Here is a 26,567-nt window from a genome sequence, read left to right on the forward strand (position 1 = left end):
CGGTCTTCAAATATCGCCAGGCCGCGCAAACCGTGTAAGCTGCGCGCCTCGTGAACGAGCGCAATCTCTCCCGCCGACTTTCCACGAGCATCGTTGACGCGTTGAAGGCGCACGGGCACATCCTCGTGGCCAGGGGCGGCGCGACGGCGCTCGCGCGCGAGCTGGAGGACAAGATGGCTGCGGACATCGCGGCCATCACGCCCCGGCTCGAGCCGTGGGCCCTCGTCGACGGAGAGCCCACGACCACGTTCGGCACCGACGAGATCGACGACCAGGTCGAGGAGCTCGTGGCGAGCCTCACGAGCACGTTGATGGAGTCCGAGCACGTCGAGGACATCTTCACCGAGGACAACGTGATCAAGCGGGATGTCTTCCGCGTGATGCGCGACGCGCTGCTCGGGCCGCGTCCCGAGCTCGGCCTCGAGGACGACGGCCCTGTGCACGTGCGCCTGGACACGCTCGGGTACGTCGCCTCGACGGTCGGCAAGCGCGCGCCGGCGCAGGTGCTGCGCGAGTCGCTGACGCGCGCGGCCCAGAGCGCCGGCGGCAAGCTGACGGGCTACGATCCCGATCTCCGCGAGGCGACATTCTCGCTCGAGAGCAGCGACCCCGACGCGCGGCTCGAGATCGAGGAGGCGGTGGCCGACGAGCTCTCCGATCTCGTCGAGGCGAAGGTGGTGACGCTCCCGGTGATGGAGCGCCGCTTCGAGCTGCAGCGCAAGATCGAGGCCGGGGCGCGCGGCGGTCTGCGCCAGCGGATCGACTCCATCGCCTCGAGGATGCTGCGCGAGGGCGGCTGTGCCGCGTCATGGGAGCTCGCGGGCGATCGGGTCCTCAAGCTCAAGCTCACGCCGCTGTCCGAGCAAGATGCGCTCGAGGTCGACAGTCACATGACCGACTTCAAGCGTGAGATAGCGGTGGTGCTCGGCGACCCGCTCGACGAGCTCGACGTTGCCCGGAAGCCGGCCGCCGCTCCCCTGCGCAACGACGCCCCGCCGTCGCGACGCCGCGAGCCTGCTCCGGTGGCGGTGGCGGAAGAGAGCGAAGACCTCGACGACGGGAGCGAGGACGAGGACGAGGACGAAGACCTCGACGACGAGGACGAGAGCGAGGCGCTCGACGAGGAGGGAGAAGACCTCGACGAGGAGGAAGAAGAAGACCTCGACGAGGAGGAGGAAGAAGACCTCGACGACGAGGACGAGGACCTCGACGAGGAGGAGGCGCCCTCCAAGAAGGCCGCTCCGCGGGAGAAGCCCCGCAAGCCGGCCGAGCCGGCGACGGAGCAGCCCGCGGCGAGCAAGCCCAGGGCCGTGGCGGTCCGAGGCGCGAAGAAGGAGCCGGCGAAGAAGCCGGCGGCCGCGACCAAGAAGGCGAGCGCGCCGGCGGAGAAGGCGGCGACCGGGAAGGCCGCGGCGCCGGCCTCCGTGAAGAAGGCGGCGAAGGCGCCCGCCAAGAAGGCGGCGAAGGCCCCCGCCAAGAAGGCGGCGAAGGCCCCCGCCAAGAAGGCGGCGGCGAAGAAGCGCTGATCGCGCTCAGCGGGCGCGGTTGCGATAGACCAGGATCACGGGCACGCCATCGGGTCCGGCGATGTGATCCGGGCTCGTGGTCCCGAACGCGACCCACGCCTGATACGCCTGCCCCAGCATGTGCTTCTCGTGGTGGTAGAGGGCGAAGTCCGCGCCCGCGACCGCCCCCACGCCGCGGATGTCCTCTCGCAGGCGCCCGTCGCGCAGCAACATCTCCCACGCCGGGCCAGCGGTGTCGTGGATGTACACCGTCCCTCGGGGTGGGACGTGCTCGTTGAGGTACGCGACGACCGCGCCCGTGGTGTACCCCCAGAACGTGCGGTTCAGCCCGAGGTTCGCCGCGCCGGGCGCGCCGCCGACCAGCGGCGTGTAGCTCGAGAGCGCCCACGGGTGCGCGTGCAGCGTCTCGGCGATGGGCGCCGCGACCACCGCAGCCCCGAGCAGCGCCGGGACCAGCGGGCCGCGCGCGGCGAAGCTGGTCCGCGCGCGGGATCCGCGCGCGCGCCGGGAAAGCAGCAGCGCGCGTAGACCGACGCGCGCGCGCCGCACGGCGGCGGAGAACGCGGCGCCGGCGAACAGGGCGATGAACGGGTAGGCCGTCATCCAGTGCTTCGTGCCGCCGAAGATCGGCGTGCTCGGGGAGAGCCAGGCGCCGTACACCGCGGCGATGGCGAGGAACCAGAGGAGCGCCGTGCCGCCAGGATCGTCCGCGGGCGGGCGGAGCCGCGCGGCGAGCGCCCGCTCCGCGGCGAGCGCGAGCCTCCCGCCTTCGGGGGCGAGCCGCGCCGCCGCGCACGCGAGCGGATAGAGGAGGCGCTCGCGCGCTGCCGCGCAGAGCCCCGCGGCGAAGAGGCCCAGCGTCACGACGGGGACCGTCGCCGCCGTCATCACGGGCGCGTAGGCCCTCGGCATCGGAGGCGTCCAGTAGTTCCGGCCGAGGAACTCCATGTTGTAGTACTCGTGGTTCAGGTGAAACGACGCGTACTCGCGGAGGCGCGGGAGCGTGTCGCGCCAGATCCACGGCCAGAGCGCGTAAAAGACGAGAGGGCCGATCGTCGCCATCGCGGCGAGCGCGGCCAGAGGTCGCCGGACGCCGCCGGGCCGCGCAGGCGACGTCGCGGCCGCGGGCGCCGCCCTCGCCGCGCTCGCGCGCGCGACGATCCGGTCCCTGAGCTCCATGCCGACGGCGTGCGAGACGCAGACGATCGGCAAGAACCAGGAGTTGTGCTTCGTGTCGAGCGCGAGGCCGAAGGCGACCCCGGTGAGCACGGGCCACAGCGCCCCGCCGTCCCGCAGCGAGCGCCAGTAGGCGTAGGCGCACAGGGCCCACACGGTCACGATCGGCGCGTCGAAGCACGCGAGGTGCGCCTGGTAGAAGTACCGCGGCAGCATCGCGAAGAGCGCGGCCGCGACCGCGCCGGCGAGCCGATCGCGCGCCTGTGTGCCCCAGAGGTACACGAGCGCCACCCCCAGGCCCGACAGGACCATCGCGGGGAACCTGTAGCTCGTGCCCTCCATGGCGAAGAGCCCGAGCCGCTTCTGCAGGACGAGGTTGGAGAGCGCGAAGAGCGACTTGATGAGGCCGGGGTGCTCGTGGTTCACCGACCAGGCGGCGTCGACGCTCCGCGGATCGAGCGCCGCGCGCGGCGCCTCGAGGAGCGCCTGGAACCACGCGCCGTAGCGGTTCGCGGCGAAGAAGTAGAAGCCCTCGTCGCGCGCGTAGCCGAGATCACCCGCGGTCGCGAGCAGCAGGGCGACGTACGCCGCCGCGAACGCGAGCGCGATCAGGCCGTCGGCGGGCGCGAGGGGCGCCGAGCGCTTCATCGGGTGTCCGCCTCGAAGCAGTAGTGGCGGTGCGTGAAGTCGGCGGATCTCACGGCGAACTCCACCTCCGCCTCGGCCGCGCCCGCGTGGGCGGCGAGCGGGAACTCGAACGTCGCCCACCCGTCGCCGTCGGCGTGCGTCGCCTCGCCCACGGTCTCGCCGTTCACGCGCACGGACAGCGTGACCGGCGCGCCCCGCCGCTCCCGCTCGATCATCCAGTACATGCCCGCGTGCCCTCGGATCACCGAGCCGAGCGGGACGCCACGGAAGCGCGTGACGATCTCGCCGTCCCTCGGCGGGTGGGACCAGATGCACCGACGAGGGCGGAACTCCTCGTCCGCGATCACCGTGACGCCCACGTTGAAGAACGGGCCGCCGGGGCACTCGAAGCGCTCGGCGGGGAACGTCGGGTTCCCGCCGAGCCCGCCGGCGACGATCCGCGCGCGCGGGTTCCAGCGGCACGCGGCCGGAGGATCCGTGACGCGCACGTCGGCCGACGCCGGCGCGACGCTGTCGACGAAGTCGTAGACGACGCGCGCGGGCGACGGGTTCACGAGGCGCCGGAGCACGAAGGGGCCGCGCTCCTGCCGCGCCTCCTCGCGGAAGCCCGCGAGCTCCTCGGCGCGCTCGCCGAGGACGCTGATCTCGACCGCGGCCGCGTAGCGGCTCTCGTCGGGCCGGGCGGCGTCGCGCAAGGGCATCAGCTCGTCCCCGAGCGCGCGGCGCGCGGCCGGATCGGCCCATCCAGGCGCGACGACCACGAGGTCCCCCGGCTGCTTCATCGCCGCGAGGGGCGCCCCCACCTCGCGCCAGGCGTCGAAATCCGGAGCGCTTTCGCTGAAGTACACGTGCGCCACGAGCTCTCCGAGGCCGAGCGCCGGCAGGCCGAGGAGGGCGAGCAGGCCGAGGGCGCGGCGCCGGCCGCGCGCGCTCGCCGCCTCGCCCGCGGGCGGGGCCGTCTCATGGAGCTGCGCCGAGGTCACGCCGTCCTCCGGGCGAGCCGATCGGCGCGTGCCGCCGGCAAGAGCAGCGCGGAGACGGCGATCACCGGCTCGGGCCTGTAGCACGACGGTGCGAGCGCGGCGCGGCGGATGAGGTCCATCACGTCGGTAGCCCTACACGATGGAAATTGTGGAGGAAACGCGACGGATGGCGCCTGCCCCGCGGCCGGTTTTCTGGCGGTGTGGAGCTTAAACGTCCCTGGCGCCGGTCTTATGTTGGTTACCCCACAAAACCATGTCGTACCGTTCCCGCCAACCCGCCGAGGTCGGCCATGTCGACCTCCCCCGCACGCGCGCCGCCCGTGGATCGAACTCCCGAGCCCCGACGCCGGTGGATGTCCAGGCGCGACTGCGCACTGTGCTCACCCATGCGCCGCTCGCGCTCTTCTCCTTCGACGAGCGCGGGATCATCACCCTCTTCGAGGGGCGCGGGCTCGAAGCCCTGGGGCTGAAGCCTGGCGAGCGCGTGGGCCGCTCCGTGTTCCACGTGTTCGCCGCCTACCCGTGCGTCACCGAGAACGCGCGCCATGCCCTCGGGGGACGAGCGGTGACGACCGTCGGGCAGATGCCGGAAGGCTGGTTGGAGGCTCGCTACATCCCCCTGCGGGACCCGGCCGGCAAGGTCACTGGCGCCCTCGCCACGTGCATCGATATCACCGCACGACAGCGGGCGCTGGACGTGCTCGACCAGCAGCAAGCGGTGCTGAAATACGTCATCGCCAATGTCCCACACGCCATCTTCTGGAAAGATCGACAGGGCCGGTTTCTCGGAGGAAACCAGAACTTCCTCAACGACACCCACACAAGGGTCCTGGAGAACCTGGTGGGCAAGACCGATTTCGACGTCTGGGGCATGGGGGAGGACGCGGCCGCTTTCGTGAAGATCGACCGCGAGGTCATGGAGCGAGGCGTCCCGATGCTCGACATCGAGGAGCCCCTGCTCCGCCCGGACGGCCAGCGGCGGGTCCTGCTCACCAGCAAGGTGCCCATCCGCGACGAGAGCGGCGAGGTGACGGGGCTGCTCGGGATCTACGCCGACATCACCGAGCGCAAGCAGATGGAGCTCGACCTGCACAAGGCCAAGGAGGCCGCGGACGCCGCTGCCCGCGCCAAGGGAGAGTTCCTCACGATGATGAGCCACGAGCTGCGGACGCCGCTGTCGCTGATCCTCGGGCCGCTCGAGTCGCTGCTGTCGAGCCCGGACGAGCCGCTGTCGCCGAAGGTGCGGACGCACCTGGAGCGCATTCAGCGCAGCGGGCGGCGGCTGCACCGGCTTGTCGACGACGTGCTCGACTACCAGAAGATCGAGGCCGGCAAGATGGTGCTCGATTGGGAGGCGGTCGACGTGACGACGCTCGTCGCCGACCTGGTGGAAGAAGCTCGGCCAGCGGCGGAGCGGGGCCGCCTGCAGCTCGCGCTAGAGGTCGACCCCGCGCTGGACACGGTCCCCCTCGATCGGCGCAAATTCGAGAAGATCGCGCTCAACCTGCTGGGCAACGCGCTCAAGTTCACCCCGCCGGGGGGTCGGATCGCGGTCGGGTTGCGGCCGCGCGACGGCGTCTTCGAGCTCTGCGTCGAGGACACCGGTCCTGGCATCCCGTCGGACAAGATGCACCTCTTGTTCCAGAGGTTTCAGCAGATCGACGCGTCGATGACGCGCAAGCACGAAGGGACCGGGATCGGGCTGTCGCTGGTCAAAGAGCTCACGGAGCTGATGGGCGGCACCCTCGGCGTGGAGAGCGAGCCCGGCGCTGGCTCTCGCTTCTTCGTGCGGCTGCCGCGCGCTGCGGCCCCTCGGATCGCGCCGCCGCCCCTTGGCTCGCCGGTTCGGACGAGCGCGAATGCAACGCGCGCCGGCGCGGGCGATTTCGCCCAGTCCGAGCTGCGCGCCGCAAGCGCGAGCGGCGCCGGGGTGCGGCGGACCGAGCCCGCGCCGCGCCTGCTCGTGGTGGAAGACAACCCGGACATGCGGTCCTACATCGAGGACATCTTGCTGGCCGAGTACGAGATCGCGCTGGCGACCAACGGCCGCGAGGCGCTCGAAGCGGTCAAAGCGAGCCGGCCCGACGTCATCGTATCGGACGTGATGATGCCGGAAATGGACGGCTTCGAGCTGGTCCGGCAGCTCAAGCGGGAGCCCGACCTCCGCTCTATCCCGATCATTCTCCTGACGGCCAGGGCGAGCCGCGCCGAGACGGTGGGAGGGCTGGAGGTCGGCGCCGATGACTACCTGGTCAAGCCGTTCGATCCGCTGGAGCTCAAGGCGCGGGTCCGCGCGGCCGAGCGCCTGCACCGCGCCTACCAGGAGCTCGAGGCGAAGAACAGCGAGCTCGCGACGGCCCTGAAGAGGCTCTCGGAGACGCAGGAAGAGCTCGTCCAGGCCGGCAAGATGGCGGCGATCGGAACCCTGGTCGCGGGGCTGTCGCACGAGCTGAACAACCCGGTCGCCATCATCCTGATGAACGCCCAGCTCGTCCTCAAGCGGCAGCGCGACGGCCACGGGATGCCCGATGAGCGCCTGCTGCTCAAGGTCCTGCGCACCATCGAGCAGCAGGCCCACCGCTGTTCAGACCTCACGCGAGCGCTGCTCGATTACTCGCGCGGCAAGACGATCGGCCGGGAGACGTGCGACATGTCCACCGCGCTCCGCCGCGCGTACGAGCTCTCCACGCCGCGGGCGCGCGAGCGCGCCGTCCACCTCAAGGTGAACAGCTCCACCGCGGCGCCGCTGCCCACCGTGCTCGTGAATCCGGCGCAGCTGGACTCCGCCTTGCTCAACGTGATCGGCAATGCGATCGATGCGACCCCGCGCGGCGGCACCGTCGAGGTCGAGGCTCACCCCCTCCCCTGCAGGGACATCGAGGGGGTGCAGATCGAGGTGCACGACACCGGCTGTGGTATCCGCCCCGAACACCTGGACCGCCTGTTCGAGCCCTTCTTCACCACCAAGCCGCCGGGAAAGGGGACCGGCCTCGGGCTCTCGCTGACGCATCGGTTCATCCAGGAAAACGGCGGCGACATCCGCGTCGAGAGCGAGCTCGGCGCGGGGACGACGATCCGCATGTGGCTGCCCGCGTCTCACGCGCGAGGCCCCGACGGGGACACGACGTGAACGACCAGCCGAGCAAGCCCCCGGGCAGCAGGCCGCGGGTCCTGGTGATCGACGATGAGCCGGCGATCCGAGAGGCACTGGATACGGTCCTGTCCTTCGAGGGGTACGACGTCGCTACCGCAGCGACCGGCGAAGCGGCGGTCGAGCAGGTCAAGGGCGAGCCGTTCGATCTGGTGATCACCGACCTGCGGATGCCAGGCATGGGCGGCGATGAGACCCTGGCCGCCCTGAAGCGGCTCCACCCGAACCTGCCGGTCATCGTGGTGACGGCGCACGCTTCCGACGCGGCCGCCGCGCGCTGCTCGAAGGAGGGAGCGCTCTGGATCGTCCGCAAGCCCGTCGATCTCGACGATCTGCTGCGGCTGGTCAGGGCTGCGGTCCGCTGAGCGCGCGGCTCGGCATGGATGCCAGCGCGGAGCCCAGGGGGACGACCCGCTACAGCTCGATCGCGTAGACGACGCTGCCGAGCGGCATGCGCTGCATGCGCTCCTCGATCACGCCGCGGAGCGCCTTCCAGGCGCCGGCCTTCTCGACGTACGTCTCGCGGAGGCGCAGCGCGCCGGCCTTGTCGCCGCGCGCCTTGATCCCGAGCACCGTCCTCGCGAGCGCCTCCGCCGCGGCGGGCAGCTTGTCCGACTGGATGGAGAAGCACCCCTTGTCCGCGCCGTTCGCCGCGGTCTCGCCGCGGTGGAAGCCGATCGCTCCTGCGTCGAGCAGGCTGCCGAGCTGGATCGCGGCGAGGTGACCATACGGCCGCGGCTCGCCGCCCGCTGTGTACATGCCCTGCCCCGCCTGCCCGAGCGCCCAGATCACGTCCCTCACCTCGGACATGCGGGCGAGCGCCGGGTCGAGGACACCCTTCTGCGCGAGCCAGCCGGTGAAGAAGAGCGCGCCCGTCTGGGCCTTGAGCTCCTCGAGCATCACGGCGAGCGGCCCGCCGAAGAGCTCGTCGTCGGTCTTGCCCTGCACCTTGTAGCCCTGCGCCGGGCCCAGGTTGTGGGCCGCCTCGTGCAGCACCGTCCCGAGCGCGGCCACGGGGCGCTCGAGGGAGACGCTCTCCATCGTGGTCTTGCAGAGGAGCGAGGCGGCGGCCTCCCGGAGCGCGGCGCGGCTGTCGTCGTCCTGCAGGAGGTTCACCATGACCACGGTGCGGCCGCGGCCTTCGGTCGCTACCGGCCCCCAGTTCGGCAGGCTCTGCCCTGACGTCCCGCCGGTCGCGGCGCGCGACTCGCCGGCGTTCAAGAGGACGTCGATGAAGTCGGGCAGGTGGAAAGCGACCCTGCGCGCCCTGTACGGCGCGCCCGCGAGGCTCGCGAAGGCCGTCTCCATGTCGGACTTCACCGGATCGAGCTTCTTCTGCCAGGTCAGCGACTCCTGGTTGATCCGCGCGAAGCTCACGTGGAAGCCCGCCTTGCGGCTGCACGGCTCCCAGTAGGTCTCGTCCGGCCCCACGCGCAGGTACCACGCCGAGTTCTCGGCGTTCATCTTCGCCCAGGGCTCGTCCGCGATCTCCCAGCGGTTGTCGAGGAACGCCTGCGACGCCGCGAGCAGGTAGGCCTTGAAGGCGGCCTCGCTCGGGCTCTGGATCGCCTCGGCCGCCGCCTTGAGCTCCCGGCTCACCGCCTCCATCTCGGGCTTGTAGGCCTCGCTGTAAGGCACGGCCTTGAGGGCGCCGCGCTCCTCGACCACCACGGTGAAGGGAGAGAGGAGCGCCTTCTGATCCGGGCGCGCCTCGAGCGCGGCGCAGAACTTCTTGTCCTGCTGGAGGCGCGCCGGATAGACGCCGGTGACGCGGGGCGGCCTGCTCGGCAGCGCGCTGCAGCTCGGATCGTCGCGCGTCCTGGGTTGCTGGCACCAGGGCCCCTGGTTGCGCCAGAACAACGCCCGGCTGGCGGGGTCGTCGGCCGGGATCTTGTCGGCCATGCCGGCGGAGCCGAGCTGCTTCGCGTGGATCTGCTCGATGAGCTCGGCCACCTTGAGCAGGTGGCCGACGATGGCGCGATCCTCGGCGGGCGCGCCGCGGAAGTCGGACCGGAGGAGCGAGGGGCGGCCGGCCGCGAGCTCCGCGAGGACGGCATCGCGGCGGCGCACCTCGGCCTCGTCGAGGCCAGCGCGCAGGTGACCCTCGGCCTTGACCTGGGTCATCGCGGCATAAGCCGACGTGAACGCCGGGGTGAAGGCCCCGGAGGCGACCCAGGTCGGCGCCGGGGTGTGGCGCCAGAGGGCGGAGACCTCGTCGGGGTCGACGGCGCCCGAGCCGTTGCGGTCGGCGATCCAGAACAGCGGGAGATCGAGCTCCACGGCGATGCGGTTGAGCTCGAGCCGGGGGATCTGATCGAAGCGCGGGGCCTGGGGCGCGGCCTGGGTGGGCGTGGGCGCAGGTGGCGCGGCCGGCGGCGGCTCGGCCGGCAGAGGGGGGTGCGGAGCCGAGCAGGCGGCGCCCGCGGCGAGGGCGGCGAGCCCGGCGAGGGCGCCGAGCGGGGCGCGGCGGGACGGCGGGATCGGGAGGGAGATCTTCATGGCTGCAGCTCCGAGGGGCCTTTGACCTGCGAGGCGCGCGGGGCGGCCGGGAGGCCAGCGAGAGCGAGGAGGCGCGCCGCGAGAGCGCCCGGCACCCTGGTCGCGTCGCGAGAACGCCTCCCCGCGCGATCGGCCGCCGGACTGCCAGACGCGCAGGAGCGTAGATCAATGGCGCCCGGAGAGGGGGTGTTTCTACGCGCGGGCAGGAAGGAGCGTTGTCCGGCGGCGCGGGAGCGGCCTCATGCGGAGGGACGGACGCCCGCCGCCCTGGGCAGCCGCTGCCCGAAGACGCCTGCCAGGAGCTCCCCTGCCCCGTAGTAACAGAGATAGCCGGCCAGCACGAACTTGAGAGGCACCGCCGACGCGGGCAAGAGCAGCAGGACGAGGCCGGCGAGCGTCGAGCCAGCGCCCACGATGAAGAGCCACCTCGACTCCACCATTCCCTTGAGCACGATCGACGCCGCGACGCGCAGCGCGCCGGAGATGAACGCAAAGAACCCCACGAGGACCACGAACATCTCGACCACGTGACCGCGACGAAGCACGACGAGGCCTAGGAGGAGGCTCGCCACGCCGCGCACGCGGGAGAGGAGGCGTCGGATGGGCGGCTCCCGCAACGCACCGACGAGCGACAGGGCGCCATCGACGAGCGCGTAGGCAGCGAAGGCCAGGACGAGCAGGCGCCACCCCGCGGAGGACCCCTGACCGACGGAGATCGTCAGTGCGCCGGCGCCCACGGAGAGCGCGAGGGCGCCTTGCGCGATGAGGATCCATCGGGAGCGCTCCGGGCGCGTCGGCTTCGGGAAGATCGTCCTCGCGGCGGAGAGGGCCGCGGCGACCGGGCTCTTCGTCGCCGAACGTGCGCGATCGGGCTTCGCATCCGGGAGCACGAGGGGCATCCCGCGCTCGACGGCGCGACCGTCTTTCCACTCCAGATAGCGGACATGTCCGTCCGGAGAGATGCGAAGGAACGAGTTGAGAGGCCCGGCCCATGAACCGCTGTTGAAATACCAGTCACCGATAGAGCCTGCCTTGTGGGTGTGCCCGAGGACAGCCACGTCGTATGCGCCCGTGTCGAGCTCCGCGCGGACCCCGACCACGTGCTCGCCGAGCCGGTCCGGGTTCTGCGCCGGCGTCAATGCCCCGCTGGGGGACGGGTCCCCCTCGGTCACGCGCTGGCTCATCGTCGCCAGGGTGCGTTTCCAGATCGTCAGTATCGAGTCGCCGAATTGCTCGAGGACGTCCTCCACGCTCTCGCCGCCCTTGAGGAGAGGAGAGCCGTTCTCGTCCTCGGCGACGCCGGCGAGGATGGAGAACATGCGGCCGAAGCCAGGCTCGTCCCCGGCGTTGAACGGATCGGTCTCGTGCCCGTGGCAGAAGTGGAACCGCTTGCCGCCGAGCTCCCGGGTGAACGGCGCGCGCATGCACGCGAAGAAGGGGTGCTTGAGGAGGTCCGTCTCGATGAAGTGCACGAGATCGACGTCATGGTTGCCGGGCACGTAGACGAGCCTCAGCGCGGCGAGCTGGTCGAGGAGCGCCCGCCGCTTCACGAACAGGAGGCTGAGGTTCATCTGCCAGAGCTCGAAGAGGTCGCCGAGGATGAAGAGCTCGCCCCCCTCGCTGCCCACGTGGTCGAGGAATGCACGCAGCTGCGACGTCTTCTTGCCTGCCTCGAAGTTGTCGCGCGCGCCGCCGTCACCGATGTGCAGATCGCTGATGACGAAGATATCCCTGGCTGCGCCATCCATTGCCCTGCTCCAGGGTGGAGCGATCTCGCCATGAGCAGCGGCCGCGTCCCCCACCCCGCGCGCGTCGCAAGCCGCGTGCCGCGACGATTCGCAGGAGGACGAGCGCCGGGCGAGCGGACGGCTCGGCCGGCATCGACGCGCCCGCCGGCTCGCCGCCGGTCGGCGTGCGCGAGCGCCCCCGGGCCGTCACTCGCACAGGGCGGTATCGACGAGGTCGAGGACGTCCATGTACGCCTGCTCGGCGCCCGCTTCGCCGTACAGCAGCTGACGCACGGTGATCTCGCGGCCGTCGATGCCGTCGGCGCGCACGAGGTCCGGCTGGTGGGTCTCGATCGGCGCGTAGATCGACCTCGCCCTCGCCGACGAGCTGCAGACGGGTGGTCGTCTTGCGTCACCCTCACCTCGGCGCGCTCAACTCCCGTTCGTGAGGGGGGCTGTCAGGACCGGGTTGGTGTTCCGTGCCGCGCCGCACGGGCGCTTTCGGCCGCACGCGGCGCGGTAGGGGTGTCGAGCAACCACTCGCTCAAGCCGCTCATCCAGCCGATGTGGCGAGGCTCATCACGAATACTGGGGTCACCCCTCTGCCTCCGTCGCGACCTGGGCGAACGGGTCTCGGTAAACCTCGTCGACCGACAGAGCGCACCCGATCGCCTCGAGATGCGCGCCCCCTCCAGCGCGGGCCTCCCGGAGCGTCCACGAGTCGTCCTCGTTGCGATGAAACACCTCGATGCGCTGCTCGTGCCGCGTGACGAGCACGTACTCCCGGAGGGAGGGGATCCGCCGGCCGTGCGCGAACTTCTGCCCACGGTCGTAGGCCTCCGAGCTCTCGGAGAGGACCTCGACCAGGGCGATCGGGTTGAGCGCCGCGTCCTTGTCCTCGATATCGCACTCGAGCCTCCCGCAAACGGCGCTGACGTCAGCGTACGTGGAGAGCCCGGTCGCCTGGACCCGGACGCGCAGATCGGAGGAGTAGACCGCGCAGGGCCGCCCGCGGAGCTGCGCCCGGAGCTCGGCGCCAACGCTCGCGCACAGGCGCGCGTGCTCCGGCGTTCCGCCTGGCATCGCGAAGATCTCGCCGTTCAGGAACTCGTGCTTCGTCGGGCTCGCCCGCTCCTGCTCGAGATATTCAGCGTATGTCCCGACGATCCTGCGCGCCGGCTCGTTCATGGTCCGGCAGTATGCCACGCCAGCGCGTCACGACCCTATCCTCGGCGCCATGCCCACGATCCAGAGCACCGCCGAGATCGACGCCGCCGCCGACGAGCTCTTCGCGCTGTCCCAGGACTACGCTCTCCGGCTCGAGTGGGACCCGTTCCTCCGCGAGATGCGCTACCGCGACGGCGCGACCGAGCCCGCCGTCGGCGTGCGGGTGTGGGTGCGGGCGAAGAACGGGCTGTCCATGGAGGCCCGTTACATCACCCTGAACCCGCCGGAGCAGGTGGCGATCACCATGGTCGATGGGCCGCGGATCTTCCGCCAGTTCTCTGGCGCATGGCTCTTCAAGGCGCTGTCGCCGCAGCAGACCCGCGTCACGTTCCGCTACAACTTCACCGCGCGCCCGCAGGCCCTCGCCCCGGTGCTGGAGCCGGTGATGGCGGCCGTGCTGAGGCGCGACATCGTGCAGCGCCTCGCCGGGCTCAAGCAGAGCGCCGAGACGACGGACATCCTTCAGCGGCTGCCGAGGCGCGGCCCGGCAGCCGTCTGACGCGCGGCAAGGCCGCGCCGCAGGAGCTCAGCGCGAGCCGCGCTCCGTGGACCCGCTCACCGCGAGGCCGCGCGCGTCCGGCGACGAGCGCCCGCGAGCCCGAGCCCGAGCCCCGCGAGCGCGAAGGCGAGCCCGCCGCCCTGCCGCCCCTCGCCGCCGACCCGGCACCCGCAGCCGCCGTCGTCGTCCTCCGCATCTGGCTCGGACGCCGCGCCGCCGCCGCCCCCACCCGCGCCACCCCCACCCGCGCCGCCCCCGCCGGCGCCCGCGTCGGGGCCGGGCGGCGCCACGCAGGCGTGCGCCTCGAGGTCGCAGACCTCGCCGTCATCGCAGTCCGCGTCGCCCACGCACGCGACGCACGCCGGCGTCCCCTCCACGAGGGCGCAGCGCGGCGCCTGCGCGCTGCACGGGTTGCACGAAGGCCCGCAGAAGGCGTCGACGGCGCACGGCGCACACAGCGCGGCGTCGTTGCAGTAGGAGCCCGCCTCGCAGCCGGTGTTTCCGCTCTGGCCGATGAACTCGCGGCCGCACTGCGCACAGGCGTCCTCGTCCGACGCGGGGGCGTCGCCCGCCACGCTCCGATGGAACGCCGCCGGCTCGAGGAGCGTGAAGCCGGACTCGGCGAGGTTCGTGCTGCCCGCCTCGCCGGCCTTGAGCTGAAAATCCGCGAACTCGCCTACCAGGAGCGACACCTCGAGCTCTGAATGCTCGGCGATCGCGGCATAGAGGATCTCGACGGGGTACAGGCCCTGCTCGGCGAACGTGACGGTATTCGTCATTCGCCAGCTGGGTGCGCCGAGCGCGGGTGGCTGCACCAGCACAGGATAGGGGGCCTGGGCCGAGTCGTAGATCACGAGGGCCACGGCGTCGTCGGCGTAAATGCCAATGTGGACAGGCTGCTCGACGTAGTCGGGCGGCACGGCCAGGTACCCGCGCAGCCGCATGCCGAACGCCACGTCGGGCTCGTTCGCGACGAAGTCGCACCCTCCTGCCGGGCAGTCGGAGACAGCGTCCAGAAAATCGCCGAAGCTCGCCTCGCTCCCGGCGTCGTACCTGTTCGAGAGATCGAGCGGTGTGCGCACCACGGAGCTCACGAGTTCTTCCTGCCCCGCGTCGAAGAACGTGCTCATCTTCTCGATGAAGCCCGCCGTGTCGCTCGTCGGAACCCAGAAGTCGACATCTGGCGCGGACGATGGCCTTTGCGCGCCGCACAGGCCCGTACCTGCCTCGGCGGGGAGCGGAGCTACTGGACCTCCTTCGATGATCACTGGCTCGGCGTTCGCGGAGCCCGGTGCTCCCAGCGCCGTGGAGAGGGCGAGCACGAAAGAGATCGTCAGCTTGGGACGTCGGTGGAACATGGTCGCTCCTGGCAAGGAAAACAGCGCAACTACGCGGCCGCTCGCATGCGACCCGCGATTCACGGCACGTCACGTTATCCCGCGCTCGTAACGCGGAGCCCAGAAATCCCCTTCGCGGGCACGATCCCGACAGCGAGCAGCGGAGTGTCCGCCCGCGGCGCTCCGTTCGTCGCCGGCGCGCGCGCGGGGCGCGCCCTCATCCGCCCAGCCGCGCGAGCGCCTCCCGCGACGCTCCGGCCCCGGGGTGGCGCAGGCGCGCCCGCAGCGCCGCCGCCTCGGCGAGCAGCTCCCGCCCTCGCGCGCGCTCCTCGCCGCGCGCCGCCGCCGCGCGCGCCACGCCCGCCCAGTGCAGCGCGTCCGCCCTCGCCCACGCGTCCTCACCCGCCCACGCCACCGACGAGTCGGCGAGCGCCGTCGCGGACGCCGCCGCCCCCGCGCCGCGCGCGAGCGCGCACCGCGCGGCGACGACCGCGAGCCGGGCGCGGAACGGGCCGAACCCGCACGCCTCCGCGACATGCAGCCCCTCCAGCGCCTGCCGCGCGCCGTCGTCGAGCCGGCCAGCGGCGAGCGCGATCCGCGCCGCGAGCTCGTGGCACCGCAGCGCGACCTCCACCTCGCCCGTCGCGGCAGCCCAGCGGCGCGCCTCGACGAGGTGCGCCTCGGCCGACGCGACGTCGCCGTCGCCGTCGCCGCCCTCGCCTCCGTCCAGCAGCGCGAGGCCGAGCAGCGTGTGGCCGTGCGCGACGTGCCCCTCCCATCCCCTCCGCCTGCACTCGGCGATGTTCCGCTCCGTGGCCTCGCGCGCCTCGTCGCGGCGCCCGAGCGCGAGCGCGTGCTCCGCCTCCCAGAGCGCGCGGCGCGCCACCGGCGCGTCGCCCAGCGCCCGCAGGCGCGCGAAGCGCTCGCCCGCCGCGTCGACCTCGCCGAGGTCGTGCAGCACCGCGGCGAGCAGCGCCAGCGCGCGCACGGCGTGGACCTGGTCCGCGGCGCGGCGGGCGCCCCCCGCGGCGCCGCCGGCGATCTCCGCCGACCGCTCGAGCAGGCGGCGCGCGCCGGTCAGGTCGCCCCGCAGCCGCTCCGTATACGCCAGCGTGCGCAGGCCGGTCGCGATCGGCGCCGGGTCGGCGAGCGCCCCGGCGATCTCGTTGTGCGCCTCGTAGCAGGCGCAGGCGAACGCGAGATCCCCGAGCGCGCCCGCGTAGAGCCCCGCGTCGTACGCGAGCGACGCGCGCACCCGCGCGGGCAGCGAGGCCGGCATGCCGCGGGGGTCGTCGCCGCCGGCGAACGCGCGCAGGATACGGGCGCCGCGGGCCATGTCGCCGAGCTTGAGCCCGAGGTGCGCGAAGCCGCCGAGGGCGAGCGCGTAGATGTCGTACGCCTCGCCCGCCCGCCCGGCGCCGAGCAGCTCGGCGAGGATGGCCTCGTACGCGTCGACCGCCTCGCGTTCCCGCGGCGCCCGGCGCGGCGCCTCGTCGAGGCGCGGCGGCGGCGCGGCGCTCCCCGCGGCGTGGACGCGCTCCGGCGGCACGCCGAGCAGCGACTTGAAGTGCTGCCGCACGAAGGGGTGCGTCGAGTAGCAGCGCTCGCCCGGGCGCGCCGCGAACACGAGCCCCAGCCGCTCCAGCCGGGCGAGCCCGCGCGCGAGCTCCGCGGCGCCCCACCCCACCATGGCGCCCGCGATCTCGCCGCCGGCCCGGACCAGCTGGAGCAGCGCCTCCTCGCCCGCGCCGCCGGGGAACACCGAGAGGCGCGCGAGCAGATCCCGCTCACCCGGCGGCAGCGCGCGCGTAGGCCGACAGCACCGAGCTCAGGCGGCGGGCGAGGACGTCGTCCTGCTCGGCCTCGGCGAGGTGCGCCGCCTGCGCCGCGGAGAGCCGCCCCGCGTCGCCGCCGAGGAACGCGCCCACGTAGGAGCCGACGACGGCGACCGACAGCGCGTGGCCGCCCGTCGTCTCGAGCAGCGCGCCGAGGGCGCCGTCATCGCCGCGGATGCCCCAGCGGCGCAGGAGCGACGCAGCGTCGCCCTCGCAGAGCGGCTCGGGCCGGATCGTCGCGAGCCCGCCCTCGGCCCAGGCGGACAGATCCGCGAGCTCGAAGCGCGACGTGACGAGCGCCCGCGCGCCGCCGAGCCCGGACGCGATCGCGCAGAGCAGCCGCCGGAGGAGCGCGTCGTGGAGCTCGCCGTGCGCGCGCCCTGCGCCCCCCTCGGCCTGCACGGTCTCGAGCCCGTCGAGCACGAGCAGGTGCGGCGGCCCCTGCCCCAGCGCCGCCTTCAGCCGCGCGAGCTGCTCTCCGGGCGCCGCCTGAGGCCGCGGCGCCGCCGGGCCCGAGGCGCCCGCGCCCGGCGCGAAGTAGGCCGCCGCCTGATCGAGGAACGCCTCGGTCCTGGGGTCGTCGTAGAAGCTCCAGACGAGCACCCCACCGGGCCGCGGGGCGTCGCCGAGCCCCTGGAGGAAGCGCTCGGCGATCGCGGTCTTGCCCGCCCCGCCGACGCCGAGGAGCGCGATCACCCGGGGGCGCGGCGGCGAGCCGTCGGCCCACGCGGCGAGCCGATCGAGGATCTCCGCGCGCCCGACGAAGTGCCGCGCTCGCTGGAGCGTGTGCGCGTGCAGCGGGCACCATGCCGGGGCGGCTCCCTGCGACGGCGCGGGCGCGCCGGCCGGCGCCTTCTCCGCTGCCTCCTCGTCGGGCGCCTCACCCGCCCCGGCGGGCGCCTCCGCGGCCCGGCTCGGCGCACCCGCTTCCTCTGCGGCGGGATCCGCCGCCGGCGCGGCTTCGGCCTCGGCCTCGACGACGAGCAGCTCCGCCTCGACGAGGCCGAGCTCGGCGCCGAGCCGCTCGATGATGCGCCGCCGGGACGGGCTCCGGACCGAGAAGCCGAGCCGCGGATCGTTGACGGCGCCCGACTCGTAGCGGCGGTAGGTCCGCACGTCGACGCCGATCGACGCGGCGACCTGCTCCTGCGTCAGGTCGAGGTCGAGCCGCGTCCGCTGGAGGAGCGTGTGGTTGAAGCGGACCGCGGGCTCCGCGCCGCGGCCCGCCCTGGAGACCCGTGCCATCGGTGCGAGCGCTCGATCATCGGCGATGCGGCGCTCTCCTGTCCACCGCGCTGCCCGGTCCTGCCCGGTCCTGCCCGGATCCCGCCCTTCCGGATCCGGTCCGCCCGGACCCACGCTTCACGCATGAGCACCTTGCACGCCGAACGGACCGCCCAGTGCACCGACTACACCGACGATCTCCGCATCTTCACGGTGACGAACGTCCTGTCGCCCGAGGAGTGCGAGGGCTTCATCGCGCTCGCCGAGGCGCGAGGCTTCGAGCAGGCGCCGATCGGGGGCAGCGAGGTGATCAACCTCGAGGTGCGCAAGAACGGCCGCGTCATGATCGACGATCCGGACCTCGCCGCGAGCCTCTGGGAGCGGCTCGCGCCCTGGACGCCGCCGAGCTTCGGCCTCCATCGCGCCGTCGGGCTGAACGAGCGCTTCCGCTACTATCGCTACACCGAGGGCGAATATTTCAACTGGCACGGCGACGGGTCGTTCGTGCGATCCGGCGGCGAGCGGAGCCTGTTCACCGCGATGATCTACCTGAACGACGACTTCGAGGGCGGCACGACCGATTTCTGGGGCGGCCGGAGCATCGCCCCGCGGCGCGGGATGGCGCTCCTGTTCGAGCACCGCCGGCTCCACCGCGGCGCCGCCGTGACACGGGGGAGCAAGTACGTCCTCCGCAGCGACGTGATGTACCGGCGCGGGTGATGCCAGCGCCGCGCGTGCGCCGGCGCTCGGCGCCTCAGCGGGGCGCCGCGGTGGCGCCGGCGCCGAGCGCCTCGGCGAGGCGCGGCAGCACCTCGCCGGCCCGGGCCTCGATCTTCAGCGCGCCGAGCTCCTCGCCGCGCGCGGAGCCGAGGTTGATCATGGCGATCGGGGTGCCTCGCTGCGCGGCGCGCAGCACGAAGCGGTAGCCCGAGAAGACCGCCAGCGACGAGCCGACGACGAGGAGCGCGTCCGCCGCGTCCACGAGCGCGAACGCCGCGTCGACGATCGGCCGGGCCACGTTCTCGCCGAAGAAGACGACGCGCGGCTTGAGCGGCCCATCGCAGCGGAGGCACGGCGGCGCACGGAAGCCCGCCACGTGCTCGGCAGGCAGGTCGGCGTCGCCGTCGGGGGCGAGGTCGGCCGCGAGGCCCAGCCAGCCGGGGTTCTGGGCGAGGAGCCGCTCCTGGAGGGCGGCGCGCCGCTCCATCGCGCCGCACGCGAGGCAGGCGACCTCGGAGAGCGTCCCGTGCAGCTCGATGACGCGACGGCTGCCCGCGGCCTGGTGGAGGCCGTCGACGTTCTGCGTGATGAGGCCCTCGAGCTGCCCCGCGTGCTCGAGCCGCGCGAGGGCGCGGTGGGCGGGGTTCGGCTCGGCCCTGGAGAACCGCTCCCAGCCGATCACGGCGCGCGCCCAGTAGCGCTGCCGGATCTCGGCCGAGCGGGAGAACTCCCGCCCCTGGATCGGGTTCCGCGCGCGGCGCCGCGTCTCGGGCCCTCGATAATCGGGGATGCCGGACTCGGTGCTGCACCCCGCGCCCGTCAGCGCCACGATCCGCCTGCCGCGCAGGAGCGCGACGAGGTCGTCGAGCGGATCGGCCGGACGCGCTTCGCTGAGCGGCATATGCCCGGGTTGTGGCCCGCCACGGCGCGCACCGCCAGCGTCCACCGCGCAATCATGCAAACGAGCTCACCACAACATCTCGCTTGACCGGCCCACCGCACCACCACACGTGGTGTCCCATGTGGGCGCCTCGGGCTTCAGCCCGGGGCTCAACAGCGAACTCGGTGTGGATCCGGGGCCGGTCAGCGAGAACGATCTCCACGACGTCAACCGACGTACCGCCCGCGGGGCCGATCAGAGCCCGCCGATCCCTCGCGGCGGGAGCCCGATCTCGGTGTCGACGGTCGCGTCCTCCAGCGGCTCGAGCGCGCCGTTCGCCGCCACCTTCCAGCGCCGGAGCTTGCTCCTCTCCGCGTCGCTCAGCAGGCAGACATCGCCGCAGCCGGGCGAGCAGTGGACGCCGCCGAAGGCGTAGGACTGGGTCGCCTCGGCGAGCGTCGTGACCTCGCCCGTGGCGATGCTCACGGAGAAGGCGCGGTCCCCGGCGGACGCGCCGCCCGCGTAGGCCGTCCCGAGGAGGACGTCCTCGGAGGCGAAGGCGAGCGTCGGCTGGACGGCGGCGCCGAGCGCCCTGGCCACGCCGAGCCGCTCGATCTCCTCCGGGGGCGAGGTGCGAGCGTCGTAGATCACGATGTCGCTCGTCGCCGGGTCGTACTCCATCGCCTCGGCGTCGAAGCGGCTCGAGCAGGCGACCGCCAGCCGCTCTCCCGAGGGCGACACGGCGAGACGCCCGCAGCCGTAGAGCCCCTGCACGTCGACCGTCCATGTGACGGCGCCCTGCTCCGGCGAGACGCCCACGAAGCGCCCTTCGCCCGCGGTCGAGAGGTCCGCGGCGAGCCGGCCGAGGGCCACGACCACCTCGTCACCGACGCGCGCCATCCCCGACGGGCGCGGCAGGAGCCCCTCTTCCTCCTCCGGCAGGGCGATGCGCCCGACGATGGAGTACTCCTTCGTGTCGACGATCAGGAGATCGCCGCCCTCGTCGAACGGCTCCACGCCCGGGCTCGGGTTGCTCCCGTAGCGCGACACGAGCGCGCGGTCCGCGCCCACCTCGATGTAGTCCTGAGGGTTCGACTCGAACCCCTGCCCGACCGGGAGCTGCGCGAGGACCTCGGCGGTCTCGAGATCCATCCAGGTGATCACGTTCGTGCCGAACCGATCGAGCAGGACCACGCGGCCGGACGGCGGCGCCGCCCCCGGGACATCGACGTCGCCGGACAGCGCGAGGCTGAGCCCCGGCTTCGCCGCGCCGCTCGACACGAAGGAGGGCGACAGGGTGGTCCCGTCGAGCGCCGACACAGCGATGTTCGTCGACTGGTAGTCGCTCGTCACGATGACGACGCCGCTCTCACACGCGTCGCCGTCGCCGCCGCCGTGGACGCCGCCCGTCGACGGCGGCGGCGAATCCACGTTGCACCCGAGGATCGGAATCGAGATCGCGAACGCAAACAGTCTGATCTTCACCATGTTGACTCCAGTGTGAAAAACACGCTCCGTCCCGGGAGCGGAAACCCGACGACATCCGTACGCCGCGCGTCCAGGAGGTCCGCGACGCGGCCTCTCACCGCGAGGTGCCCGCCGAGCCACCTCGCCTCCGCGTCGAGGTCGAGGGTCGCTTGCTCCGCGATCACGCCGAGCCCGGCGGGATCGGCGTACCGGCTCGACTGGTACACGGCCCGGATCTCGCCCGACGCGCCCGAGAACACGGCGCCGCCCGGGCGCTTCCACTCGGCGTGCAGGCGCGGCGCGACGACGAGGCGCGAGCGGAACGGGAGGAGGTCGTTCCTCGTCGTCCGCCCCGGCGTCGTGTCCCGCGGATCGAGCAGCGTCGCCGCGATCTCGGCGCGGAGGAACCGGGTCACCTCGACCCCGGCCAAGAGCTCCGCGCCCACGACGCGGGCGCGGCCGACGTTGTACGGGTTCACGTAGCCCTGGCCGGAGCGCTCGTACGCGACGAGCCCGGAGACCGCGCTCCCGAACGCGAACACGTCGATGAAGGCGCCGCGCAGCACGGCGCCGCGCCCCGTCTGCGCCCGGATCCCGGCCTCGATCGTGGCGCCCGACTCCGGCGCGAGCTCCGCGTTGCCGTGGACGACGCCGGAGACGCCGTACACCTCGCCGAGCGTCGGGACGCGGACGTAGCGGCCCACGGTCGCGAGGAGCCGGAGCCGGTCGCTCCCCGCCTCCACGCCGACCCGCCCGGTCGGGACGAGCACGTCGCAAGGGCGCTCGCGGTCCGCCCCGGTGGCGTGGCACTCCCCGCTCGCGAGGGCGTGCAGCGCGAGCCCCTCGCCGAGGCGCGCCTCCGCGCTGACGGCGCCGCGCGCGAACGAGCGCCGCGCCCGCGCGAGCGGTACGTCGTCCGGCGCGCGCGAGATGCCCTCGCGCGCGACCGAGAGCACGGGCCGCACCCGGAGCCGGTCGGCGAAGGAGAGCGTCGCCCCGAGCGTCTGCTCCAGGCGGCGGCCGGCGAGGCGGAGCTCCGGCGTGAGCAGCGCGAGCTCGAAGAGGGGATCATGGACCTCCGACCGCGCCTCGATGAACGAGGTGCGCGCCTCGAGCGTGTGCTGCGCCTCTCCGCCGAACGGCACCCGCGCCGCGACGGACGTCAGCGCGCGCCGCGACTCCCCCCGCGCCTCGCGGGACGGCAGGAGCGCGAGCCTCGGCACGCCCTGCTCGCGGCCGGTGCCGTTCGCGATCACGTCGACGATCGCGCCGCCCCCGAGCTCGACGCGCGCGAGCGCCCAGGCGTCGATCGTGCGCACGTCGGCGTTCTGCCGGCGTTCCAGGGTGTCGTCGCTCTCGTCGAAGAGCGTCCCGCCATCGTTGACGAACGCGTAGCGGTTCTCCGCGGCCTCCGCGCTCACCCCGACGATCGCGCTCACCGGGCCCGCGCTGGCGCCGGCGAACGCCCACCCGCGCCGCGCGCCGAGCGAGCCCGCCATGGCGCCCGCGCCGGCCGTCGTCCGGGAAGGCCGCCGCGGCTCGAAGAAGATCGCGCCGCCGGGGCCGAGGCGGTCGGCCTCGATGGGCGCGTGGCCGCGGTAGATCTCGATGCGCTCGATGAGCCAGAGGGGCACGAGGGAGAGATCCGCCGTCCCCACGACGTCGTCGTTCAGGCGGACGCCGGCGAGGTACACCGGCGTCTGCGTGGCGGTCGCTCCCCGGAGGGCCGCGGTCGCCGGCCCGCCGAAGCCGCCCGACTCGATGATGAGGACGCCCGGCTGCGTGCGGAGCACGTCCGCTGCTCCGAGCCCCGCGCCGGTGAGGCGCTCGCGGCCCAGCACCGACCCCGCGACGGACCTGTCCTTGGGCGGCGCGGGCGCGCGCATGCGATCCCCCTCGACGCGCACCTCCAGCGGGTCTGTCCCCGGTGGAGCGGCAGCGCGACCGCCCTCCTGCTCGGCCTCCGGCCTGCGCGGATCGTCGGCGCGGGCGGCCGGCAGGGCCGCCACGGCGCTGCAGGCGGCGAGCGAGAGCCAGCACGCCACGCCGGCGCTCCGGCGCCGCCGCGACCGACGATCCGAGGAATCAACCATTCACGCGCCGCCTGCCCGCGTCGACCCAGCGCTGCTCCGGGTGAGCTGAGAGCCGAAGCGAGGGGGCTGCGTGACGGGCCACGGCACCGCGCGCGAGCGTGGTGGTCCAGAGCCTGCGCGCCTTCCCCTCGAAGGCTCAGGTCAGCGCGCGCCAGAGCACCGGCGCGCGCACCTTCGGCAGGTCTTCGGACTCACGGGCGATGCGGCCGTCGCCGGTCGCTCTCCTACACATCACCGCTTCCCAGGCTGCTCTGGTGCATGCCCAGTGCTTCTTGGTGATGGTCGTTCCCGTTCACCGCTGCGGGGGCAGTCCCGGATTCTCACCGGGTTCCCTTTTCAGCTCGCCAGGGGATGGCCGGACGAGCACCGATGGCGGGGCGACTCGTCGCACCCGTCACGCAGGATGTCAACGCAGAAGCGAAGGCCCGGAGCGCCCCGTCCACCGGCCCACCGGCGACGCACACCCGAGACAGAACCGGGAGTCCCTTGACAGTCTTGCACGCGCGTGCCATGAGTTACTTGAAACTGATTTTCTTTATCAGTTATCAGAAACGAGCGGCCCGAGACCTGACGTCCAGCGCCCGATGATCCGAGCCCACGTGGCTCTCGACGCCCATCGGAGCTGAATGTGACGAGTTCCATCTCGATACCGGCCTCTGTCGGGCTGCCCGCGGTGAACGCAGGGCAGCTGTTGAAGCAATACACCCCTGAGTCGGCGTTCTTCTTCGCGTCGCCGACACGCACGCTCCTCGCGCAGGGCGTACACGACATGATCCTCGAGCCGAACGGCGCGGATCAGGGCGACCGCCTCGCGGACCGCGTCACGAGGGTGCTCGCGGCGGCGTCGAGGGCCGGCCAGGGCCTCCCCATGGTGGTCGGCGCGGTGCCGTTCAACAGCACGTCGCCGGCGCACCTCATCGTGCCGAGGGCGATCCAGAGCGCGGGCCCGCTCAACCACACGTCGGAATCGCCGCGGTCGCACCTGCCGATCACCATCCAGGAGCTGCGCCAGGTCCCCGAGCCCCGCGACTACGTGCGCGGCGTCGAGACGGCAGTGGGCCTGATGCGGTCCGAGGCGCTGAGCAAGGTGGTCCTCTCCAGGATGCTGGAGATGGTCCTGCGAGAGCCTGTCGATCTCCGCCTCGTCCTCCAGCGCCTCTCGCAGCAGAACCGGAACGGCTACACCTTCGCCGCCAACCTCTCGGATCCGACCGCGGGGCTCTCCAGCGCGGAGCGCGGCGTCCCGACCTCGCGCGCGCGGACGCTCATCGGCGCGAGCCCGGAGCTGCTCCTGTCCCGCTCCGGGCTCCGGGTGATCGCCAATCCGCTCGCCGGCTCCGCGGTCCGCAGCCCGGACCCCGACGAGGACCGCCGGCGGGCGATCGCCCTGCTCGCGTCCGAGAAAGACCGGCACGAGCACGCGATCGTCGTCGACGCCGTCGCCGCCGCGCTCCGGCCGTTCTGCCGGCGCCTGAGCGTCCCCGACGAGCCTTCGCTCACGCAGACCCCGACGCTGTGGCACCTGTCGAGCCGGCTCACGGGGGAGCTGCGCGATCTCTCGATCTCCTCGATGAAGCTGGCCACCGCGCTGCACCCGACCCCCGCGGTGTGCGGATACCCCACGGACCGCGCCCGCGACGCCATCGAGGCGATCGAGCGGTTCGATCGCGGGTTCTTCACGGGGCTCGTGGGCTGGTCCGACGCGAGCGGCGACGGCGAGTGGGCGGTCGTCATCCGCTGCGCCGACGTCGCCGGCCGGGCGCTCCGCCTCTATGCCGGGGCCGGGATCGTCATCGGTTCGAACGGCGAGCACGAGCTCGCCGAGACCACCGCCAAGCTCGGGACCATGCTGAACGCGCTCGGCCTCAACCAGGCGCCGGAGATGGCATGAGCGCTCCGGAGGAGAGCCGGCAGGCGCCCGCGCAGGCGCGGCCGCAGGCGCTCGACGGCTGGACTCCGTGGCCGGCCGAGATGGCCGATCTCTACCGGCGCGCCGGCTACTGGCGCGGCGAGACCTTCGGGCGCCTGCTCCGCGAGCGGGCCGCGCGGCACCCGGATCGGATCGCGCTCGTCAGCGGCGATCGCCGGCTGAGCTACGGTGAGCTCGATCGGCGCGCCGATCGCCTCGCCGCGGGCCTGCTGCACCTCGGGCTCCGGCCGGGGGATCGCGTCGTCGTCCAGCTCCCGAACATCGCGGAGTTCTTCGAGGTGTGCTTCGCGCTGTTCCGGCTCGGGGCGCTCCCCGTGCTGGCCCTGCCCGCGCACCGGCGCGCCGAGATCGCGGTTTTCTGCGAGCACACCGAGGCGGTCGCGTACGTCATCGCCGACCGGGACGGCGGGTTCGATTACCGCGCGCTGGCGAGCCAGATCCGGCGCGACGTCAGGACCTTGCGGCACGTGCTCGTGGCCGGCGATCCGGGCGAGCACACCGCGCTCTCCGGCCTGGACCGGGAGCCCGTCGAGCTCCCGGAGCCCGCCGCGGGGGACGTCGCCTTCTTCCAGCTGTCCGGCGGGAGCACCGGCGTACCGAAGCTCATCCCGCGGACGCACGACGACTACCTCTACAGCGTGCGGGCCAGCGCGGAGATCTGCGGGCTCGACGAGGGCAGCGTTTACCTCGCCGTCCTCCCCGTCGCGCACAACTTCACGCTCAGCTCACCCGGGAGCCTGGGCGTGCTCCACGCCGGCGGCCGCGTGGTGCTCTGCCGCCGGCCCAGCCCGGACGAGGCGTTCCCGTGGATCGAGCGGGAGCGGGTCACGATGACCGCGCTCGTGCCGCCGCTGGCCTCGGTCTGGTTGGAAGCGGCCCGGACGGCGCGGCACGACCTGTCGAGCTTGAAGGTGCTCCAGGTGGGCGGCGCCAGGCTCCCCGCGGAGGTCGCGCGCCGCGTGGGGCCGACCCTGGGCTGCAAGGTGCAGCAGGTGTTCGGGATGGCGGAGGGGCTCGTCAACTACACCCGCCTCGAGGACCCCGACGCGATCGCGATCGAGACGCAGGGGCGGCCCATCTCGCCCCACGACGAGGTCCGCGTCGTGGACGACGACGACCGCGACGTCGAGCCCGGACAGGTCGGTCACCTGCTCACGCGAGGGCCCTACACGATCCGCGGGTATTACAGGGCCGACGCGCACAACGAGAAGGCGTTCACGCGCGACGGCTTCTACCGCACGGGCGATCTCGTGCGGCGGACCCGAGAGGGCTACCTCGTCGTGGAGGGCCGCGCCAAGGATCAGATCAACCGCGGCGGCGAGAAGATCGCGGCCGAGGAGGTCGAGAACCACGTCCTCGCCCACCCGGCGGTGCGCGACGCGGCGCTCGTCGCCATGCCGGACTCGCACCTCGGCGAGCGATCGTGCGCGTTCCTCGTGGCCCGCGGGCAGCCGCCGCCAGCGAGGGAGATCAACGCCTTCCTGCGCGAGCGCGGCGTCGCCCAGTTCAAGGTGCCCGATCGCATCGAGTGGCTCGACGCCCTCCCGACGACGAGCGTCGGCAAGGTGGACAAGAAGGCGCTCCGCCGGTGGATCGCCGACAGGCTCGCGCAGGGCGCGCGCGCCTGAGAGGACAGCGCGGGCCC

At 73.0% G+C, this 26,567-nt stretch carries 19 protein-coding genes, 1 pseudogene and 1 riboswitch; of the genes and pseudogenes, 7 read left to right on the forward strand and 13 right to left on the reverse strand.

Features of this window, described 5'->3' with window-relative positions; all coding sequences use genetic code 11:
• Positions 1–50 precede the first annotated feature (50 nt).
• Complete coding sequence (locus WME82_RS21345) at positions 51–1,526, forward strand: hypothetical protein (RefSeq protein WP_438044289.1); 1,476 nt, start codon at positions 51–53, stop codon at positions 1,524–1,526.
• A 6-nt stretch (positions 1,527–1,532) separates the two neighbouring features.
• On the opposite strand, the gene WME82_RS21350 is transcribed toward WME82_RS21345, so the two are convergent.
• From WME82_RS21350 to WME82_RS21360, 3 genes are read right to left on the reverse strand one after another with little or no spacing between them, the layout of a single operon-like run.
• Positions 1,533–3,350, reverse strand: a complete 1,818-nt coding sequence (locus WME82_RS21350; RefSeq protein WP_438044290.1) for an ArnT family glycosyltransferase — start codon at positions 3,348–3,350, stop codon at positions 1,533–1,535.
• Complete coding sequence (locus WME82_RS21355) at positions 3,347–4,333, reverse strand: hypothetical protein (RefSeq protein WP_438044291.1); 987 nt, start codon at positions 4,331–4,333, stop codon at positions 3,347–3,349. Before WME82_RS21355 ends, WME82_RS21350 begins: the two co-directional genes overlap by 4 nt.
• Complete coding sequence (locus WME82_RS21360) at positions 4,330–4,455, reverse strand: hypothetical protein (RefSeq protein WP_437747321.1); 126 nt, start codon at positions 4,453–4,455, stop codon at positions 4,330–4,332. Before WME82_RS21360 ends, WME82_RS21355 begins: the two co-directional genes overlap by 4 nt.
• 131 nt (positions 4,456–4,586) lie before the next feature.
• Here WME82_RS21360 and WME82_RS21365 point away from each other — a divergent pair, with 131 nt between their 5' ends.
• Entirely contained in the window at positions 4,587–7,463 is a 2,877-nt protein-coding gene (locus WME82_RS21365) for an ATP-binding protein (protein WP_438044292.1), read from the forward strand.
• Entirely contained in the window at positions 7,460–7,849 is a 390-nt protein-coding gene (locus WME82_RS21370) for a response regulator (protein ID WP_438044293.1), read from the forward strand. The genes WME82_RS21365 and WME82_RS21370 overlap by 4 nt, the downstream gene beginning before the upstream one ends.
• A 49-nt stretch (positions 7,850–7,898) precedes the next feature.
• Here the strand turns inward: WME82_RS21370 and WME82_RS21375 are convergent, their stop codons facing one another.
• The 4 genes and pseudogenes from WME82_RS21375 to WME82_RS21390 all read right to left on the reverse strand — a co-directional run bounded on the left by WME82_RS21375 (position 7,899) and on the right by WME82_RS21390 (position 12,898).
• Positions 7,899–9,983: a hypothetical protein gene (locus WME82_RS21375; RefSeq protein ID WP_438044294.1), complete on the reverse strand. Its 2,085-nt coding sequence runs from the start codon at positions 9,981–9,983 to the stop codon at positions 7,899–7,901.
• 239 nt (positions 9,984–10,222) lie between these two features.
• Complete coding sequence (locus WME82_RS21380; RefSeq protein ID WP_438044295.1) at positions 10,223–11,731, reverse strand: metallophosphoesterase; 1,509 nt, start codon at positions 11,729–11,731, stop codon at positions 10,223–10,225.
• A 257-nt stretch (positions 11,732–11,988) separates the two neighbouring features.
• Positions 11,989–12,113: pseudogene (locus WME82_RS21385) on the reverse strand (serine hydrolase); the annotation flags it as partial.
• Positions 12,114–12,304: 191 nt separating this feature from the next.
• A complete protein-coding gene (locus WME82_RS21390) occupies positions 12,305–12,898 on the reverse strand; it encodes a Uma2 family endonuclease (protein WP_438044296.1) in 594 nt (197 codons plus the stop codon).
• 49 nt (positions 12,899–12,947) lie between these two features.
• Between WME82_RS21390 and WME82_RS21395 the strand changes: the two genes are divergently transcribed.
• A complete protein-coding gene (locus tag WME82_RS21395; protein WP_438044297.1) occupies positions 12,948–13,436 on the forward strand; it encodes a type II toxin-antitoxin system RatA family toxin in 489 nt (162 codons plus the stop codon).
• Between the two features lie 56 nt (positions 13,437–13,492).
• Here the strand turns inward: WME82_RS21395 and traA are convergent, their stop codons facing one another.
• The 3 genes from traA to WME82_RS21410 form a co-directional block, all read right to left on the reverse strand.
• Positions 13,493–14,794 (reverse strand): outer membrane exchange protein TraA family protein, encoded by a 1,302-nt coding sequence (gene traA, locus WME82_RS21400; RefSeq protein WP_438044298.1) that lies wholly within the window; start codon positions 14,792–14,794, stop codon positions 13,493–13,495.
• Positions 14,795–14,990: 196 nt separating this feature from the next.
• Positions 14,991–16,535: a hypothetical protein gene (locus WME82_RS21405; RefSeq protein WP_438044299.1), complete on the reverse strand. Its 1,545-nt coding sequence runs from the start codon at positions 16,533–16,535 to the stop codon at positions 14,991–14,993.
• Between the two features lie 25 nt (positions 16,536–16,560).
• A complete protein-coding gene (locus WME82_RS21410) occupies positions 16,561–17,853 on the reverse strand; it encodes a helix-turn-helix domain-containing protein (protein WP_438044300.1) in 1,293 nt (430 codons plus the stop codon).
• A 123-nt stretch (positions 17,854–17,976) separates the two neighbouring features.
• On the opposite strand from WME82_RS21410, the gene WME82_RS21415 reads away from it, so the two are divergent.
• Positions 17,977–18,552, forward strand: a complete 576-nt coding sequence (locus tag WME82_RS21415) for a prolyl hydroxylase family protein (protein ID WP_437873225.1) — start codon at positions 17,977–17,979, stop codon at positions 18,550–18,552.
• A 34-nt stretch (positions 18,553–18,586) separates the two neighbouring features.
• Here WME82_RS21415 and WME82_RS21420 read toward each other — a convergent pair whose 3' ends face one another.
• From WME82_RS21420 to WME82_RS21430, 3 genes are all read right to left on the reverse strand, one after another.
• Positions 18,587–19,453 carry an NAD-dependent protein deacetylase gene (locus WME82_RS21420; protein WP_438044301.1) on the reverse strand — a complete coding sequence of 289 codons (867 nt, stop codon included), beginning with the start codon at positions 19,451–19,453 and terminating at the stop codon, positions 18,587–18,589.
• A 234-nt stretch (positions 19,454–19,687) separates the two neighbouring features.
• Positions 19,688–20,920: a YncE family protein gene (locus WME82_RS21425; protein WP_438044302.1), complete on the reverse strand. Its 1,233-nt coding sequence runs from the start codon at positions 20,918–20,920 to the stop codon at positions 19,688–19,690.
• Positions 20,914–22,992: a TonB-dependent receptor domain-containing protein gene (locus tag WME82_RS21430; RefSeq protein ID WP_438044303.1), complete on the reverse strand. Its 2,079-nt coding sequence runs from the start codon at positions 22,990–22,992 to the stop codon at positions 20,914–20,916. Before WME82_RS21430 ends, WME82_RS21425 begins: the two co-directional genes overlap by 7 nt.
• Positions 22,993–23,151: 159 nt before the next feature.
• A riboswitch (cobalamin riboswitch) is annotated at positions 23,152–23,378 on the reverse strand.
• Between the two features lie 242 nt (positions 23,379–23,620).
• Between WME82_RS21430 and dhbC the strand changes: the two genes are divergently transcribed.
• Both dhbC and WME82_RS21440 read left to right on the forward strand, forming a co-directional pair.
• A complete protein-coding gene (gene dhbC, locus WME82_RS21435; RefSeq protein WP_438044304.1) occupies positions 23,621–24,883 on the forward strand; it encodes an isochorismate synthase DhbC in 1,263 nt (420 codons plus the stop codon).
• Positions 24,880–26,550 (forward strand): (2,3-dihydroxybenzoyl)adenylate synthase, encoded by a 1,671-nt coding sequence (locus WME82_RS21440; RefSeq protein WP_438044305.1) that lies wholly within the window; start codon positions 24,880–24,882, stop codon positions 26,548–26,550. Before dhbC ends, WME82_RS21440 begins: the two co-directional genes overlap by 4 nt.
• Positions 26,551–26,567: the final 17 nt, after the last annotated feature.

Source organism: Sorangium sp. So ce128 (genome assembly GCF_051525245.1).
In the GTDB taxonomy this organism is placed as follows: domain Bacteria; phylum Myxococcota_A; class Polyangia; order Polyangiales; family Polyangiaceae; genus Sorangium; species Sorangium cellulosum_B.